Here is a 17335-nt window from a genome sequence, read left to right as displayed (position 1 = left end):
TTTACCAGCCTGGGGTCGCCGAATGTTTTCCCCTGAGACTCTTGTGCATGAATTAAAATTGGGTTTTCCATCTGTTTTTTCTCCTCACTTTCCTTGTCTTACTAATAGACATCTATTTATGTGTACAACTTAATTTAACTGGTCTGTTATGCCTGAAATCCTTGCAGCTACCACTTGTGTGTACACCGTAGCCCCGTTGACGGGGAGGGGAGACATAGCGTAGCTGTGGCGGGGTGGGGTTCTTCGGTTTTTGTAAGTAATCAAGCGGACATGATATAACCAAATTATTCAGAGATTTTATGCTCTAAATGTTCTAAATGTTCTAAATATTCGTCCACTGTACTTGTTTTTCCTTGATTCCGCAGACGTAGAGCCATTGCGTGTAATGCGTCTTCATCATCTCTATGAGCCAGAATATAAGCTCTTAGCTGCTTAGTAGTCATCTGCTCAAAATTCGCCTGCGGTTGATTCATAAATCCCTAACTAAATTGCTGGGCATAAAATCTAGCATAGCGACCTTCCAGCCTTAATAATTCCTCGTGATTCCCTGATTCCATAATTTGCCCTTTTTCTAAAACTAGAATCCGATCGCACCGCCTCACTGTACTCAAACGATGGGCAATAATAAATACAGTCCGATTCTGCATCAATCTTTCTAGGGCTTCTTGTACCAAAGCTTCCGATTCGGAATCTAATGCAGATGTCGCCTCATCTAATATTAATATCTGTGGGTTCAGCAGCACCGCCCGCGCGATCGCAATTCTTTGGCGTTGTCCACCAGATAAATTTACCCCCCGTTCCCCTACCCAAGTTTGATAACCTTCTGGTAACTGGGTAATAAATTGATGAGCGTTAGCAATTTTCGCGGCTGCTATGACTGCATCCATGTCAAAATTATCTTGCCCAAAGGCAATATTTTGAGCGATAGTTCCCGAAAATATGACCGTTTCTTGGGGAACAATGCCAATTTGTCGCCGCAAACTATGTAATCTGACATCCCGAATATCAATATCATCTATCAAAACTTGTCCAGCATCAGGATCATAAAAGCGGGGGAGGAGATTCACAAAGGTGGTTTTTCCCGCACCAGAAGCACCCACCAGGGCGATCGCTTCTCCGGGTAATGCTAGTAAACTAATATCTTGCAGGACTGGTTCACCGGGTTTGTAGGCAAAGGAAATGTGGCGATATTCTACTTTACCTTTGACTGGGGGCAGGGCGATCGCAATTGTTTTTTCTACTACCCTTGGTTGAATTGCCATTAATTCAAACACTCGGTCTACCGATGCTTCCCCTTGCTTAAACTCATTATAATTTGTCGTGGTGTGTCCTATGGGGTCAATTAACAATGCAGCCGCAGCCAGGTAACTGAAAAAATCCCCCACTGTTAAATTACGCTGATAAATTTGCCACGCTCCCACCATTAGCAAAGATAAAGCACTCAAAGCTTCTAAAAAACCAATGATGGGAATTTGAATGGCTTTGAGACGTTCGGCGGAATATTTGGCTTTTAAAGAACGTTCGGCTTCATAACCAAAACGATCGATTTCATAATTTTCGGCTGCAAATGCTTGGACAAGACGAATCCCGCTAAAAACTTCTGTCAAAATTGCTGATAACCCCGACACACGATTTTGACTTTTGAGGGAATATATACGCAGCCTTTCCCCAAACCAGCCAATTAGCACCCCCATTAATGGTGCAATCACAATTGTGGCGAGTGTGAGTTGCCAATTCAAATAAATCATATATATGGGTATGGCAATCAATTGCAACGCACAGGGAATAAAATCGTGTAGCAATTTATTGACAACTTCCCCAACCCTGTCAATATCTTCTGTGAGGCGGTAAGCTAAATCACCTGTTTTGGCTGTTTCAAAATAGCTTAAATCTAATTTTTGTAAATGACTATATACTTGCTTGCGGAGACCATAAGCCACTCTTAAAGCCACTTTAGCCATGTAGATATCTTGCACAGACTGAAAAAAGCCACGCACCAGAAACACCAAAGCACAAATCCCGGCTAGTTGGGCGATCGCTACTACATTACCTTGTCCAAAAGGCGCGGCTAATTTACCTGCAAGATTAATTAACGTCAGTGTCGCCAGCACATATCCGATAATGCCGATCAAGCCTTTGATAATATTTGCCCATTGAGGTTTGATATATGGCTGTAGTTGCCAGTAATTAGAACGGTTCTTCAAGCTATGACTTCCAGAATGTGATTTTACTCTATATTGACGCTATCAACTTTTGTGTAGTTGCAATTCACCTCATTTTAAAAGCGATCGCCGCTTTTCAGATCCCTTACCTGTGAAAACAGAGTTATTATCTCGTTACAGAGATGTTCCCAAGATTAAAGCATTAACCGAACCATATTCCCATCTACACACCCATACTACAGCAAATATTGCTATTACAAGTTTCATCAGATACATTGCAAGCGGTTTTAATTTTTAGTACAACATCTGCATAAAATCAAAATATCACCAACCATTCCCTCATGATTATTCTGTCAATATTATGAAAAATTTAATTCGGCAAGCTATTTTTATTTTGGTAATTTTCTGGTTATCACCATTATTAATACCATTTTTATTAACTACAGAGAAAGAAATTATTACTGCGGACATAAACCGATGGAGTGAAGTTTTAGGTTTGCCACAGTACAATTTATGGGTGCAATTGCTAGTTTTAGCATACAAAAAGCAAGAGTTTAGAAATTTATACTACTACCGCTTATTTAAAGGCAATTTCAACGGTAGAATTGCGATGTATTTGCTCAAAGTGCTTTACCCCGAATGTCCTTCACTGTTCTTAGATTATTCTTGTTGTATTGGGGCGGGTTTATTTATCCAACATGGATTCAGCACAATTATTATGGCAGATATGGGCGAACAATGTTGGATCAACCAACAAGTAACAATTGGATATAAAGATAAATCAGGTCGTCCCAAAATCGGCAACAATGTTCGTATTACAGCCGGGGCTAAAGTATTAGGTAATATTCAGATAGGGGATAATGTCACAATTGGCGCAAATGCTGTTGTTGTGAAAGATGTACCTAGTGATTGTGTAGTTGCCGGAATCCCAGCAAATATTATTAAAAGAAATGGCATCAAAGTAGCAGAAAAACTATAAATTATTACAGCAAGTAGGATGGGTATGATCAATCACATTCTGAATTAACAAAGCATATCTGCTGATAACAATTGACTCCTACTTCCCAACTATCAGTAGCCACAGCTAGATAGTTGTTTATATTAAGGATTGAAAATAACTGTTAAATATTGCTGCAAAACGGGGAATTTTCTTGAATAATCTTCCTAGATTTCCCGATGATATTTTCTAATCATTCACACATTCAGGAGCAAAATCTAGTGCTGACTTCCACTTTACTGGCTGCTGCCACTGCCCCTCTACAATGGAGTCCCGCGATCGGCCTTATCATGATTGTTGCTAACATCATCGCCATTGCCTTTGGCAAATCTAGCATTCAGTATCCCAGTTCCGAGCCGGCTTTACCCGAAGCAAAATTCTTTGGTGGTTTTGGTTTACCTGCATTACTAGCCACTACAGCCTTTGGTCACATTTTAGGCGTAGGCATCATCTTAGGATTGCATTACCTGGGTAGATTCTAAATTCTATAGCTCAGTTTGCCTTTAGTTCCATATTGTTTTGTCTCAACGCTATTGAGCTAGAAATTTAGTATTTCTGGCTCTTTCGTATCTGCAAGAATGCAGGAGGATTTATCTCACGCAGAGATTATAGTGAGAGAATGTATCACTCAGGACTCACACTTCGGTTGCGCTCAGTGTACAGCACTGTATATTAAGAAAAGTAATAATGCTTTCTTACGTCGCTGATAATTTCCCAAGTACAGGACATCCCAGCCGGAAAAGTTACCAAATCTCCCTTACCCATCTGCACTGGTTGTCCGCCATCCGGCGTAACAATGACATCACCGGTCAAAAAATAGCAAGTCTCTTCAGTATCGTAAGTCCAGGGAAATTGGGATACTTCTTTTTCCCAAATCTCCCATGTGAACACACCCAAATTTTTCAGATATTCTTGACTGGGTTGATGCTCAATTTTAATTGCCATATTTTGTGTTCTCAGTTTGCGTTTAACAGTAGGACTGAATATCTTCGCCACACTGATCTACTAAATAACACAAAGCACGAAAACGCAAGCCAACAAATTGGTCATAAAGGGGGTTCAATTTGCACATAGGGGGAATATGGGCTATAGTGCGACCGAACAACACAATATCACGCTCAAAAGGACATTGGGCTGGGATCAATTTTGCAATAAAGTGTGCTAGTTGACGATTTTGAATTTCGAGTTCATCTAACCATTGACGTAACGGTTGCAGAACATCATAACGAGATTTACTTAAGAAATTTTGGCTTGCTAATTTTGCAGGCTGCTCTAAAGTTTCAGGTTGAATGAAAGCAGGAAGAATAATAGATAAGGTAGTGGTTTTAGGCATAATCTTTAGTAATTCTTTCTGAGGTTAATACACTAGTAGGTTGCACATTTAAGTCTATCCACGCAATTAATTCCAGTAAGATATATGGCGCTTGCAGACATAAGTTGCTGTAAGCACAAAATGCTTATTTGGTTTACAAAATGCGGGGAAACGTTGACTTAATTGATATTTAAACTCACCGTATGGTGGAGAACTGTCCCGTTAAATACAAAATAACAAAGAAAAGATAAAAGTGGGATTTTTTTAACTTATTGATTGCTGATACCGGAAATAGCAATTTCATATATTCAATTTAGATGATACGTACGGAAACTGTATAGTATCCGTAGATTGAGTTTGGCCAGCAAAAGCGCAGTAATATTCTGACTTTAGCTAGACTTCTCAGGAATGAGCTTTTAAGGCTCAATGATTTTAGGATATGGAGTATCAAATAAATTGTTATATAAGCTACATAAGTCCCCCAAATCCTATTTAATTAGTTACTCAAAATTCTTTGATAAGCAAAGACTAATAATGTTGCGTAAGTAACCAAACAGAACATCAGGGACGTAAAGGACAGCATACTTCCACTTTTTGAAATCTGAAGAACTGCTAGATTTACAATCAATATAAATACTCACTGGATAAAATCTCCATGCTATCTTCACAAAAACTTTAAATAACTTGCTTTATAAATACCTCTGATACAGTTAAAGGCAAAATAGAGATAAAAGAATTTAGCGAAGAAAAACGATGACTACAGTAATTGAGTCCCCCACTTTAGCAGAATTCCTACAACGCCCCGAAACTCAACCCGCCTCGGAATATATCAACGGAAAAATTAGCCAAAAATCTATGCCCCAAGGAGAACATAGCCGCCTTCAAGGTAAACTTGTCACCACTGTTAATGCGGTGGCTGAAACTTCCAAAATTGCCCTAGCTTTCCCGGAACTACGTTGTGTGTTTGGAGGTGCGGCGATAGTTCCTGATATTTCTGTGTTTCGCTGGGAACGCATTCCCCGTGAACCATCAGGTAGAATTGCTAACCGCTTTGAAACTTATCCTGACTGGGCTATAGAAATTCTCTCTCCTGACCAAAGCTTTGGAAATGTTCTCAACAAACTATTACATTGTTCTCAAAATGGCACAGAACTAGGCTGGTTGATTTTTCCAGATGAAGCGAACATTTTGACTATCTTTCCTAACCAACGAGTTGAAATGCTGAAAGGTACAGCCCAACTCCCAATTCTCAGCAATATTGATTTAACTTTAACTGTTGAGCAAGTTTTTAGCTGGTTAAATCTTGCGTAAGTATTTTTCCAACTCAGCACTCAGCACTCAGCACTTAGCACTTTGCTATCAGTTGCCAAATTTTGATGGTTTTATCAGAACTACCACTGACAAGAAACTTACCATCAGGACTGAGGGCGAGAGAATTGACGGTTCCTGAATGTCCGGTGAGGGTGTAGAGGATTTCGTTGGTAGCAATCCGCCAGATATTAATTGTACGATCGCTACTTCCACTAAATAATAGTTTGCCATCGGGACTCAAGGCAATTGATTTCACTTCATCTGAGTGACCGTTGAGAGTCTGCAACAGTTTACCTGTCAGTAAATGCCAAATCTTAATCGTTGTATCCGCACTCCCAGTAAACAGCAGTTGTCCATCCCGACTCATAGCGATTGATTTTACCTCGCCTGTATGACCTGTGAGGGTGCGGAGGGGATCACCTGTATGGGGGTTCCACAGCCTGATTTTGCTATCGGAACTACCACTGGCGAGAATGCTACCATCAGGGCTGATGGCTACAGCATGAACGGATGAAGAATGCCAAAGTGTACAAATGCGATCGCCTTTGTGTAGATTCCAGATTTTAATTTTATTACTGCCACTAGCAAGAATTTGCCCATCTGGACTAATATTAACGACGTTGACTGGTCTTTGATGCCCTAATAGGGTGTGAATTAACTGACCAGTTTGTAAATGCCAAACTGTGACGTTACTTTTGGGATGTTGACAACTCCCCACCGCTAAAAAATTGCCATCTGGACTAATAGCCACTGATGAAACTTCACCTAAATTACCGGAGATAGTTCTGATTTGTTTGCCGGTTTGCAAATTCCAGATATTAATTGTTTGGTCTGCACAGCCACTCACTACTGTTTCGCCATCGGGACTAATAGCCACCGATGCAACTTTACCGGAATGACCAGTTAAGGTATAGATGAGTTCGGGAGATTCAAGGTTGCGTTTGTGTTTCAGGGTGGCGATCGCTTGTAAAATTTTTTCTGTAGAGGCAACACTTTGGCGATCGCCCACTGCGATAAAATATTCCTGGAGTTTGTAGATATATTCCTCATCTTCGATTTTGATGGCAGATTGCATTGCTTCTAGAGCATTGGGAAATGCTTGAGTTGCAACTTGACGCAATTCCAACCAAGTGTTAACCGAATAATCAATTTGTTCTGCTGCCCAAGTGCGATCGGGTAAATGTGATAAACTCTGGGCTAATTGTAAAGCTAATTCCGGAACCCAATATCGACGCTCTTTGGCCAAAGCTTGATAAACTTGCTGATAACCTGCGGCATACACCTGCAAAATATTATCTTCTGACATTGCCTGTACGGTCGGCAAATCCAGCCTATCTTTGAGAAAACTAGGTAATAACTCCGGTAATAATGGCGGTACATCATGATGGACTAAGTGATAAGCATCTGCTACCCAAGCCGCAACTAAACAGTGACAAGTAATTAATACCTGACAAAACTTAGCAATATCCTGCTGATTTATTTGGTATTTCAACGACAGTTTACTAATATCAATACCTTTGGACTGCCATTTTTCAGTCTTTTCTAAAATTGCTAAATTATGGACATTATCACCACCTAATTGATTGATTTCCTCTAAATCTTCCCCTAAATTAATTAATTCATCTCTAATTTTTTTCCATTCTAATGCCCGACTTTTAGCAAACTCTTGTAAAATTTCTTTATATGGTAAACGTGAGATAGTTTTATAAAAATAATTTTCCTGCCCTAAACCCCAGTAAGCAATGCGAAAATTTAAATAATCCCCATCATGGTCTGATTCTAAAATTAAAATTGGCTCTGTCTTCAACAGACTAAACAAAGCTTTAATACTAGATTCACTATGAAAACGTTTACTATCCCAAGCACCTGCTAAAAATTCTGTTGGTCTTGTTGGGTGATGTAGAGAATAATTGGTATTAATAAATTCTCGGATACCTTCGGCTAAAATTCTTTCAACTTCCGAAATTTCTTCAGGATGACAATCAAATTGATCAAACTTAATTTGGGGAGGAGCTAGAAAAATTTTTAAGGGAATATTTGTCCTTGTATTCCGAGTCTCTAAAATTTGCGAAGGATATAATCTTAATGGCCAGCTATCTAAAACTTTATTAACTTCAGGTAACTGAAGAGACGTATCTCTTTGCTGCTGTGCTATTTGTAATTGTGTTTCTCGTTGATAAACAGCTAATTGCTGTTGCAGGATTTTTTCTTGATGAAATTCATCTTCTGAATTTTTACTATTAGTTGTAATATTGACAAATTCAATAACTTCTTCGATAAATTGCGGTATTTGAGAATTTGTTGTCGTCAGACCTTCTGTTGTTCTCTTTTGTACTAGGTTGACAACTACAGGTGCAAACTCTAGTACGAGTTGGATAAGTAACCTTAACCCTTGTTCCATAAAGGGATGCCTGTTAGATAAATAACATTAATCTTGGAATAGGAAATACGTGTGTGCAGCAGTTTGTTATAAAGTACTGCTGCAATTCATCACTTAAAATAATCGCTATAAGTCATCCTACTACTGAGCGGGATCATATTTGCCCAGAAATTAAATTTTTAACTCCCTGACCAATTACCGAGCATCATAGTAGAATTGCCAGGAAATTTTGTCTAGCGATCGCCGCCTTAATTCAATTTTAAAATAGTCAGAAACCTAAGTAAACTAATTCCTGCCCAAACTTTTAAAAACCGAATAAATTTAAGCTTTGTGTTATAATTAAAGCTTGTATTAATATTCTAGCAATAAATTAGACTTAAATAATTAAAAACGGCTGATTTTTGGCATAATCAACAGCATAAATAGTAATGAGTGTGGGCATGATCATCACAACTCTTCATTAACTAATAATCTAGTAGTCAATGCCCACCTTAAAGATACTTAAGTATTTTGCGAAAATCAAAGATGATGTCTATATCTTCCACTTTTAGAAAGTATTTTACTAAAAAATACCCCATTTTGCCCGAAATAATTAAAATCTAATTCCTAGCTGCCCATTCAAACCTCTCACAGAATTATAACCAGCCCCCACGAAAACATTTTTTGTTGCACCCACCTGAACACCACCAGAAACAGCCACACCCTTATCTTGAGAATATAATCCCACTCCGACATAAGGAGAAATCACTGGTAAATTGATAAACTTCAACACATCTACTCCCGTCGCACCGTCAGGGCCATTTCCCACTTCCACACCCAAATTTAAAGCTCTTGCGCCCACAGCATAAGTTACATCACCCTCTTTGCTACCAACAGATACCCAAGGCTGAGGTACTAGTTGAGCTGACGCTTGGCTTGGTGCAAACAAAGCTAACAAACTAATTGATGTTATGAATGTTTTAGTAATAATTGCTTTTTTCATTCTTGCCTCTTGATATTAATCAGTAATCATGATTAATCGTGACGCATTTACCTAAATTAAGTGCCTGGTAGAAGAATTCAGAAGTCAGAATTCAGGAGTCAGAATCAGTCAGAAACAATTTAGTTAAAGATATATTGAGTTAAACAATATTTGTTTATTGCTGCTTAATTCTGCTTATTTGTACCTGATTTATTTTTGCAATTTTGCTGACTTTGATATCCATTTACCTAAACCTCACTAGCTGAACTGTATTTTTACCTAAGCTAGTTTTTTATACTGACTGAATTACACCAAAATCATACTCCTAATTTTATTCAATGACTAGTTGAAAGTAATGGAATAAATTAATTCTGTTGCAATTTTTAACTTCCTTCCTGGAAAATTCCGTATATTTATTTAAATTTTGCCGAAAATTAATAACATCATCATCTATTAATCAGCAGAAAAATAATAGTAGATAAACTCAGGTAAGCAGATTTCAACAGTATTAGAATGTAGCAAAATACATCCGTACTTTAAAATCTGTTTTGTAATTTCTCCATATTGAGTTTGCAATTGTTATGCCAAAAATAGCTGATATATAGATGCTCTTAATCATGTAGTTCCGACTCACGCAACTTTGACAAGCAATAGCTAAACCTCACTTTCCTATCGCTTGTGATAGTTGCGTAGGTCTTAATTTTATGAATAATATTTTGAATTCTGCTCTCTCGTTAACATACACTCAACTTAGCAACTTTTCTGATTTAAAAAACTTCTGGAATTTGTTTGAGACTGTTTTTGGCAATCAATATAACTACAATGCTGCCAATAATTTGCGTTCTCAATGGCAATCTGGAGACTTTAGTCAATTTCCAGAAATTGAAATTAATAGTAATAATATTTTTGACAATACTCAGATAGGTTATGTCAGTAGTACTAACAAAATTTATCTGTTAGAAAGCTTTGTTAATACAGCAACACCAGCAGCCATCAAAGCTGTTTTATTGACAGAAATTGGCAAATTTATTCATGATGCTGTTCAACCAACAGACCCCTCTGGCGATAAAGGGGCGATTTTTGCTGATTTAGTTCTTAATAATAGCTCAACCAACCTAGCACCTACATCTATCCTCCAACCTACACTGCTGCAAGCTCTTCAAGGCAGTAAGGCACATGCTCAAATTTGTAGTTGTTCTTCTTGTATGTTTGCGCCAGTCAATTTAAATTTAGTCAACGCGGAACAGTCACCAGTAGCCCAAGCAACATCAGGTGTTTTAGATTTATCCAAAACTTTCTTTTTGAATAGTTTAGCAGGAGCCAACCAGACAATTTATTTAGATTTCAATGGACATACCACTTCTGGGACTTACTGGAACACAGATTATAAAGGTGGGGCTAACATTGTCACTCCAGCTTTCGATTTTGATGGCAATACAGCATCTTTTAGTTCGGCGGAACTGGAACGAATTCAGTATATTTGGCAACGTGTAGCTGAGGATTTCAGCCCGTTTAATGTCAACGTTACAACCCAAGCGCCAACAGACATTAATGACTTGATTAAGAGTGGTTCTACCGATACTCGCTGGGGTGTGCGGGTTGTGATTGGTGGTAGCAGTAATGATTGGTTTGCTAGTGGGGCTGGAGGAGTAGCTTTTTTAGATTCATTTAATTGGAATAGTGATACTCCTGCCTTTGTATTTAGTGACATCTTGTCTGATAACGAAAAATACGTTGCTGAAGCGATTTCCCATGAAGTAGGTCACACTCTGGGACTGGAACATGATGGTAGAATTAGCCCCGCAGAAGAATATTATCGGGGACAGGGTAGCGGTGTTACTGGCTGGGCTGGAATTATGGGTTCAGGGTATTACCAGAATTTAACCCAGTGGAGTAAAGGCCAGTATGCTTCTGCTAACAACACTGAAGATGATTTGCAGATTATTACCACTTACAATGGTTTTAGCTACCGAGCCGACGATGCTGGTAATACAATTGCCACAGCAAAATCATTGACTATTTCTGGTACATCTGTCAGTGGTAGTGGCATTATTGAGCGCAACACAGATGTAGATTTTTATAGTTTTGTCACGGGTGCAGGTGCGATTAATTTGACAGTGAATCCCTTTAGTCGCGGCCCTAACTTAGATATATTGGCAAAGTTATATAATTCGGCTGGGACTTTAATTGCCTCGTCTAATCCCACTGATTTATTATCTGCTGCGATCGCCACCACAGTCACGGCTGGAACTTATTATTTAGCTATTGATGGTGTCGGCAAAGGAGATCCACTTTCTACTGGCTATACAGATTACGGCAGTTTGGGACAGTATTTTATCAGTGGCAGTGTTGTTACTTCTACTAACCCAGGCAGTGTTGTTAGTACTCCCACTAACCCAACTGTTACTCTCGCCTTATCATCCACTAGCGTCACCGAAAACGGCAGCAGCAATTTAGTTTACACCTTCACCAGAAGCGGCAGCACCTCCAATGCTTTGACAGTTAACTACAGTGTTGGCGGTACGGCAACCTTTAACAACGACTACCGCCAATTGGGTGCTAAGAGTTTCACCTCTACAACCGGCACAATTACCTTTGCGGCTGGTGCAAGTACAGCCACACTCACCATTGACCCCACAGCAGATACCACTTTTGAAACTGATGAAACTGTTGCTTTAACTTTAGCAGCTGGTAGCGGTTACACCATTAACACAACCACACCCGTCATCGGCACCATTGTTAATGATGATTTACTACCGACAATAAATATCAGTGGTGGACAAACTATTGTCGAGGGCAATACCACTTCACAAAATGTAACGTATAAAGTTACTCTCTCTAACGCCAGTAGTCAAACTATTACCGTTCAATACGCTACTGCTAATGTTTCAGCCATAGCAGGTTCAGACTATACTGCCACCGCCGGAACTTTGACTTTTAACCCAGGTGTCACCAGTCAAGTTATCAATATTCCCATTCTCGATGATTCTGTGAATGAAGCAAATAAGACCTTCACTTTCAGCTTTACATCTCCTACTAATGCCACCCTGGGTAAAAACACAACTGTTACCACAACTATTACCGATACTCTTAGTAGTTCTGTGACTACAACTCTACCAACAAACGTCGAAAACCTCACCCTTACAGGCACAGCCGCAATCAACGGTACAGGAAATGCAGGTAATAATATTCTCAAAGGTAATAGTGGCAATAATACTCTGAGCGGTGGCAATGGCAATGATACTTATGTGTTTATTGCTAACTCTGTTTTAGGTATTGATGGAATTATAGAAGCAACCACAGGTGGAATTGATACTATTGATTTGCAAAATACTACTATCTCCAGCAGTCTAAATTTAGGTATCACTACAACACAAACAGTTAATAAAAATCTCCAACTTACACTCTCTGCCAATGACGTTATCGAAAACGCCATTGGTGGTAAAGGCAATGACTTTCTGACGGGGAATACACTGAATAACTTTTTGACTGGTGGTAATGGTAATGACCAACTGCAAGGGTTAGCAGGAGATGATACTCTTTGGGGAGGACTAGGTAATGATATCCTCATCGGAGACGCTGGTAAGGATAAATATTTATTCCAGGCTGAAGGTGCTTTCACTACCAGCTTAGGTGTTGATCGTATCACTCAGTTTGAAGTCTTACAAGATAAAATTGTGCTGAGTAAAAATACTTTCAATGCCATTACTAATAATGTGGGACAAACTTTAACTGATTTTGCAGTTGTTACTAGTAATGAGTTTGTCAACGCCAGCAGTGCGCGGATTGTTTATAGTCAAAGCACTGGCAGCTTATTCTATAACCAAGATGGAAATGTCTTGGGTACAGGAACAGTGTTTGAGTTTGCCCGTTTAGGCAATAGTAATATTACTCTTACTAGCGGCGATTTTATTTTAATTGCCTAGTACAGCTACGCTAAAGTCAAAAGTCACCCTTCGTAAATCAAAAAATCCCCGACTTCTTTAACCCGAATTTCTCACGTATGGGTAGCGGGTGTGGTGAGTTTGGGGAGAGAGGGGAGTGTGGGGAGAGAGGGGGGAAAGATTTCTTCACCATCCTCCCACACCTCCCACACCTCCCACCCTTCCCACACCCCTGGATTTCTCACAAGAGAGAAATCCAGGTTTAAGAAGTCGGGGATTTTTGCCTCTTGATTTTCACAAATACAATAGGATTGCTATATGTAATACCAATTCACAATTCGCAAGTCGCAATTCGCAATTAAAAAACTTAGATACAGTAAACCTTTCAGGGTTTACATCTGTATCAGATTTTTCGTGAAATGGTATAACGTCTCTACAAGATTTGTATTATAAACTTTGCACAATATCTACTCAAATTCCAGAATTCTCATGATCAAGGTTGCACCTGCTGTTATAGTGTTGGGTCAAAATAGTGTAGCAATAGCTCGTAAAATGATGGGTGTCTTGCCAGGAGCAAGATTATATGGTTTAGCAGGACGAACTTCTGGAGTTGATGTTAGTTTTAGCAATTTTGGCGAGACTGTGCGCGAGTTGTTTGCTGCGGGAACACCTGTGATTGGTATTTGTGCTGCTGGTATTCTGATTAGAACTTTAGCTGCTTTGATTTCTGATAAGCGTCAAGAACCGCCAGTGTTGGCTGTGGCGGAAGATGGTAGTGCGGTAGTTCCTCTGTTGGGTGGACTGAGTGGAGTCAATGATTTGGCACGCCGCATTGCTGAGGTGTTGGATGTTCAAGCAGCAATTACAACTACCGGGGATATTCGGTTTCGCACGGCGTTGTTATCACCTCCTGCTGGCTATCATTTAGCCAACCCAGATGATGCGAAAACTTTTATTTCGGATTTGTTGGCGGGGGCGCGAGTTAAATTAGAGGGAACTGCACTTTGGTTGAGTAATAGTCAATTGCCAATTGATGCCCAAGGAGAATTGACTATTAAAGTTACAGAACGGTTGGTAAATTCTACAGCCAATTGTCTGGTTTATCATCCCCAAACGGTAGCGATCGCCATTACTCAAACTAATGTTAATTTAGCTACAGTTAAACAACTACTGACTGATGCTGAAATTGCACCCGCCTCTATAGCTGGAATCTTTGCACCTCTTTGCATTGCTGCTCATCCAGAAATTCACAATATCGCTGAGGCGTTTGGTGTACCCACGCGCTTTTTTACTCAAAACCAGTGGAAAGGCGCACAAGCAATGGCTTTAGCTATCACTGGTGGTCAACTCATCCCGACGACATCTGCTGATATAGCCCTGGCTATTGCACCCGCACCCATTGACCCCAACACCATCGGTCAACCACGGGGTAAGTTAGCCATTATTGGGACTGGCCCTGGTGCAGCACAGTGGATGTCTCCAGAAGTCAAAGAAATTCTCAGGTTGGCGACTGACCTTGTAGGTTACAAAACTTATCTTGATTTAGTTGGGTCTTTAGCTGATGATAAGCAACGCCATGAGTCTGACAATCGTGAAGAAATAGCACGGGCTACAATGGCGCTAGATTTGGCTGCTACAGGTAAGTATGTCGCTGTGGTTTCCTCTGGTGATCCTGGAATTTATGCAATGGCGGCGGCGGTGTTTGAAGTCCTCGACCGTCATCCCAAACCAGAATGGGACAGTATCGAAATTTATGTTGCACCGGGAATCTCTGCAATGCAGGCAGCTGCGGCAGCAGTAGGCGCACCTTTGGGACATGACTTTTGCGCGATTTCACTGTCAGATATTTTAAAACCTTGGTCAATTATCGAACAACGAATTGCGGCGGCGGCTGGAGGAGATTTTGCGATCGCCTTTTACAACCCTGTCTCTAAAGACCGCACGTGGCAACTTGCAGCCACTAGAGATATATTGCTGCGGTATCGTACACCAAACACCCCCGTAGTATTAGGCAGAAATTTAGGCAGACCAGGACAAACAATCAAGGTAATTTCTCTTGAGCAATTAACACCAGATGTCGCTGATATGCGAACAGTGATTATTGTTGGTTCTAGCCAAACCAGGACTATTCAACGCCGTGATGGAAGTGTTTCAGTTTATACGCCGCGTCGATATGCCCAGTAATTTCAGTCAGCAAGCCCTGATTAAGATTGTAGGGTGGGCATAATCATGCTCACCCTACAAAATCTATACCCGAATTTCTCACGTATGGGTAGCGGGTGTGGGGAGAGAGGGGAGTGTAGAGAGTGTGGGGGGAAAGATTTCTCTTCACCATCATCCCACACTTCCCACCCCTCCCACACCTCCCACACCCCTGGATTTCTCACAAGAGAGAAATCCAGGTATACACTCTGAAATATATAAATAATTACTCATATGCACATCTTAGTTCTGCACATTACATTGTTGATGTACAGATAATAAAGTACATTCCCAAACTAAACGCGGTTGGGCATAAACGAAAAGTGCCTTACGTGCTTGTTCTAGCTGATTAATAATTCCTGGCTGATGCCATTTTTGCCAATAAGAATGTTGCAGATAATCAATTAACCATAGTTGTGATTCTGTATCTAAATCCTTATCAATTTTCTTAGCTAGTTCTAAAGCGTGGCGGGCAGATTTTGGCGCTGCGGTGAGATGTGTGAGTAGCTCAGAGGGGATAACTTGTAATTGTTCATAACAGGCGATCGCATTTCCGGGACTACCAGCCGCTATACTCAACACAGCCGGATGCTGCAAAATTTCTGGATGATTTGTTTGCTGCAATACTTGAGTTAAAGCTGCACTATCTAAACAATAAAAAGGAATCTTTTGACAGCGCGAAACCAAAGTTGGCAAAACAGACTCCGGTGCAGGTGCAATTAAAATAATCGTTGCTTGTCCAGGTTCTTCTAACGTTTTGAGTAGTGCATTTGCGGCTGGTTCCGCCATTGTTTGCGCTTCTTCCAACACCACCACATTTCTTGGTGCTTCCAAAGCCGGACGACTGAGAAACTGTGTAATTTCCCGAATTTGTTCTAACCGAATTAAAGGTGGTGCTTTGCGCTTGAGTTTCTTTTCTGCTGCTTCGGCGGCTGTTAATCTTTGCCCTTGATATTGATATGTTGGCTGTACCCACAACAAATCAGGATGATTCCCTTGACGCACTCGATTCTGCACCGATGCAACCAAATGTGTTTCCACAACACTAGAAAATAATAACTCGACAAAACAACGAGCCGCTAAACTTCTGCCTACACCCTCTGTCCCCACAAACAAATAAGCTGGCGCAACTCGATTTTGTCTCACAGCCTCAGTCAGCAATTCTATAGCTTGCTGTTGTCCAACAAGTTGTGCAAATGGATTGTTAGTCATCTCTGTGCGTTTCTGTGCTACGCCAGTTGCTACAACGCGGGGAACCCACGCAACGCACTGGCCCCTCTGCGTGAAACTGTCATCCCTTCAGTTTAAACTTGCAAACGTTGGCGCAAAATTTCTTGAATAACACTGCTGACAGTTTCTTTACTCAAACTACCATCAACTCGCACAATGCGGGATGGGTGCGCCGCAGCTAACTGGCTATATCCTTGTTGAACGCGGCGATGAAAAGCGATGGTTTCTTGTTCAATGCGGTCTAAACCTACTGCGTCGCCACGTTTGCGGCTAAGTCCCACCTCAACATCCACATCTAACCAAATTGTCAAATCACTAGTTAAGCCAGATGTGGCAATATCGTTGAGTTTTTCAATTAAACTCATATTCAAACCCCGACCGTAACCTTGATAAGCAACGGTAGAATCAGTGTAGCGATCGCACAATATATATTTTCCGGCTGCTAAATTGGGTTTGAGTTCTTGTTCAACATGCTGGGCGCGATCGGCCGCATATAATAACAATTCAGTTACATCTGCAACTGGTTTATCCTCCGACTTTTCCAACAATAAACGCCGCAAATGTACACCTAACTCTGTTCCCCCAGGTTCACGAGTGACCACTACTGAAATACCCAAACTTTCTAACCATTGACAACAAAGCTGCATTTGTGTTGTTTTTCCGCAGCCTTCTACCCCTTCAAATACAATTAATTTGCCACTCATACTAGTTTACCGAAAATATGGGTTTGAGGTTCCTCGCCCTTTAAAGGCGACTTTGTTTAATTTAGGGGAAATCTGGGAATTTTAGCATCGAATTTTTTGTAAAAGGAGACATACTTCCGCTTGCTTGTACTGGTCTGTACTCATAAAAAATTGCCCATATCAAGAGTTGGTATCCACCCTCGTAAAGTTCAC

The 17335-nt window shown here is 40.4% G+C and carries 14 protein-coding genes; 5 read left to right on the top strand and 9 right to left on the bottom strand.

What is annotated here, in order from left to right; genetic code table 11:
* Positions 1-284: 284 nt before the first annotated feature.
* On the bottom strand, positions 285-473 hold the full coding sequence (locus H6G74_RS24310) for a DUF6887 family protein (protein WP_190970093.1): 189 nt from the start codon (positions 471-473) through the stop codon (positions 285-287).
* A 6-nt stretch (positions 474-479) separates the two neighbouring features.
* Entirely contained in the window at positions 480-2204 is a 1725-nt protein-coding gene (locus H6G74_RS24305) for an ABC transporter ATP-binding protein (protein WP_190970092.1), read from the bottom strand.
* A gap of 319 nt (positions 2205-2523) precedes the next feature.
* Between H6G74_RS24305 and H6G74_RS24300 the strand changes: the two genes are divergently transcribed.
* A complete protein-coding gene (locus H6G74_RS24300; RefSeq protein WP_190970091.1) occupies positions 2524-3141 on the top strand; it encodes a serine O-acetyltransferase in 618 nt (205 codons plus the stop codon).
* 239 nt (positions 3142-3380) lie between these two features.
* Entirely contained in the window at positions 3381-3641 is a 261-nt protein-coding gene (gene psaK, locus H6G74_RS24295) for a photosystem I reaction center subunit PsaK (protein ID WP_190970090.1), read from the top strand.
* Positions 3642-3831: 190 nt separating this feature from the next.
* On the opposite strand, the gene H6G74_RS24290 is transcribed toward psaK, so the two are convergent.
* Positions 3832-4104: a cupin domain-containing protein gene (locus H6G74_RS24290; protein ID WP_190970089.1), complete on the bottom strand. Its 273-nt coding sequence runs from the start codon at positions 4102-4104 to the stop codon at positions 3832-3834.
* A gap of 22 nt (positions 4105-4126) precedes the next feature.
* Positions 4127-4492 (bottom strand): Mo-dependent nitrogenase C-terminal domain-containing protein, encoded by a 366-nt coding sequence (locus tag H6G74_RS24285; protein WP_190970088.1) that lies wholly within the window; start codon positions 4490-4492, stop codon positions 4127-4129.
* A gap of 732 nt (positions 4493-5224) precedes the next feature.
* Between H6G74_RS24285 and H6G74_RS24280 the strand changes: the two genes are divergently transcribed.
* Positions 5225-5782, top strand: a complete 558-nt coding sequence (locus tag H6G74_RS24280) for a Uma2 family endonuclease (protein ID WP_190970087.1) — start codon at positions 5225-5227, stop codon at positions 5780-5782.
* Positions 5783-5816: 34 nt separating this feature from the next.
* Here the strand turns inward: H6G74_RS24280 and H6G74_RS24275 are convergent, their stop codons facing one another.
* A complete protein-coding gene (locus H6G74_RS24275) occupies positions 5817-8183 on the bottom strand; it encodes a WD40 repeat domain-containing protein (RefSeq protein ID WP_190970086.1) in 2367 nt (788 codons plus the stop codon).
* A 571-nt stretch (positions 8184-8754) separates the two neighbouring features.
* Complete coding sequence (locus H6G74_RS24270; protein WP_190970085.1) at positions 8755-9144, bottom strand: hypothetical protein; 390 nt, start codon at positions 9142-9144, stop codon at positions 8755-8757.
* A 683-nt stretch (positions 9145-9827) separates the two neighbouring features.
* Between H6G74_RS24270 and H6G74_RS24265 the strand changes: the two genes are divergently transcribed.
* Complete coding sequence (locus tag H6G74_RS24265; RefSeq protein WP_190970084.1) at positions 9828-13049, top strand: Calx-beta domain-containing protein; 3222 nt, start codon at positions 9828-9830, stop codon at positions 13047-13049.
* A 71-nt stretch (positions 13050-13120) separates the two neighbouring features.
* Here H6G74_RS24265 and H6G74_RS31630 read toward each other — a convergent pair whose 3' ends face one another.
* Positions 13121-13252, bottom strand: coding sequence for a hypothetical protein (locus H6G74_RS31630; protein WP_277927180.1), 132 nt, complete (start codon positions 13250-13252; stop codon positions 13121-13123).
* Positions 13253-13496: 244 nt separating this feature from the next.
* Between H6G74_RS31630 and cobJ the strand changes: the two genes are divergently transcribed.
* Positions 13497-15191, top strand: a complete 1695-nt coding sequence (cobJ, locus tag H6G74_RS24260) for a precorrin-3B C(17)-methyltransferase (RefSeq protein ID WP_190970083.1) — start codon at positions 13497-13499, stop codon at positions 15189-15191.
* Positions 15192-15452: 261 nt separating this feature from the next.
* Here cobJ and holB read toward each other — a convergent pair whose 3' ends face one another.
* A complete protein-coding gene (gene holB, locus H6G74_RS24255) occupies positions 15453-16421 on the bottom strand; it encodes a DNA polymerase III subunit delta' (protein ID WP_190970082.1) in 969 nt (322 codons plus the stop codon).
* Between the two features lie 92 nt (positions 16422-16513).
* The gene (tmk, locus tag H6G74_RS24250; protein ID WP_190970081.1) at positions 16514-17143 is read right to left on the bottom strand and encodes a dTMP kinase; all 630 of its coding nucleotides are present in this window, start codon (positions 17141-17143) and stop codon (positions 16514-16516) included.
* Positions 17144-17335 lie beyond the last annotated feature (192 nt).

Source organism: Nostoc spongiaeforme FACHB-130, from assembly GCF_014698475.1.
Lineage (GTDB): Bacteria > Cyanobacteriota > Cyanobacteriia > Cyanobacteriales > Nostocaceae > Nostoc_B > Nostoc_B spongiaeforme.
The sequence above is the reverse complement of the archived record's forward strand: the minus strand, read 5'-3'. Positions and strand labels throughout refer to the sequence as shown.

Bases quoted from the DNA above. Each gene is read 5' to 3' on its own strand.
- H6G74_RS24310 (WP_190970093.1), bottom strand. From the start codon at position 473: ATGAATCAACCGCAGGCGAATTTTGAGCAGATGACTACTAAGCAGCTA.
- H6G74_RS24300 (WP_190970091.1), top strand. From the start codon at position 2,524: ATGAAAAATTTAATTCGGCAAGCTATTTTTATTTTGGTAATTTTCTGG.
- H6G74_RS24290 (WP_190970089.1), bottom strand. From the start codon at position 4,104: ATGGCAATTAAAATTGAGCATCAACCCAGTCAAGAATATCTGAAAAAT.
- H6G74_RS24285 (WP_190970088.1), bottom strand. From the start codon at position 4,492: ATGCCTAAAACCACTACCTTATCTATTATTCTTCCTGCTTTCATTCAA.
- H6G74_RS24280 (WP_190970087.1), top strand. From the start codon at position 5,225: ATGACTACAGTAATTGAGTCCCCCACTTTAGCAGAATTCCTACAACGC.
- H6G74_RS24275 (WP_190970086.1), bottom strand. From the start codon at position 8,183: ATGGAACAAGGGTTAAGGTTACTTATCCAACTCGTACTAGAGTTTGCA.
- H6G74_RS24270 (WP_190970085.1), bottom strand. From the start codon at position 9,144: ATGAAAAAAGCAATTATTACTAAAACATTCATAACATCAATTAGTTTG.
- H6G74_RS24265 (WP_190970084.1), top strand. From the start codon at position 9,828: ATGAATAATATTTTGAATTCTGCTCTCTCGTTAACATACACTCAACTT.
- cobJ (WP_190970083.1), top strand. From the start codon at position 13,497: ATGATCAAGGTTGCACCTGCTGTTATAGTGTTGGGTCAAAATAGTGTA.
- holB (WP_190970082.1), bottom strand. From the start codon at position 16,421: ATGACTAACAATCCATTTGCACAACTTGTTGGACAACAGCAAGCTATA.
- tmk (WP_190970081.1), bottom strand. From the start codon at position 17,143: ATGAGTGGCAAATTAATTGTATTTGAAGGGGTAGAAGGCTGCGGAAAA.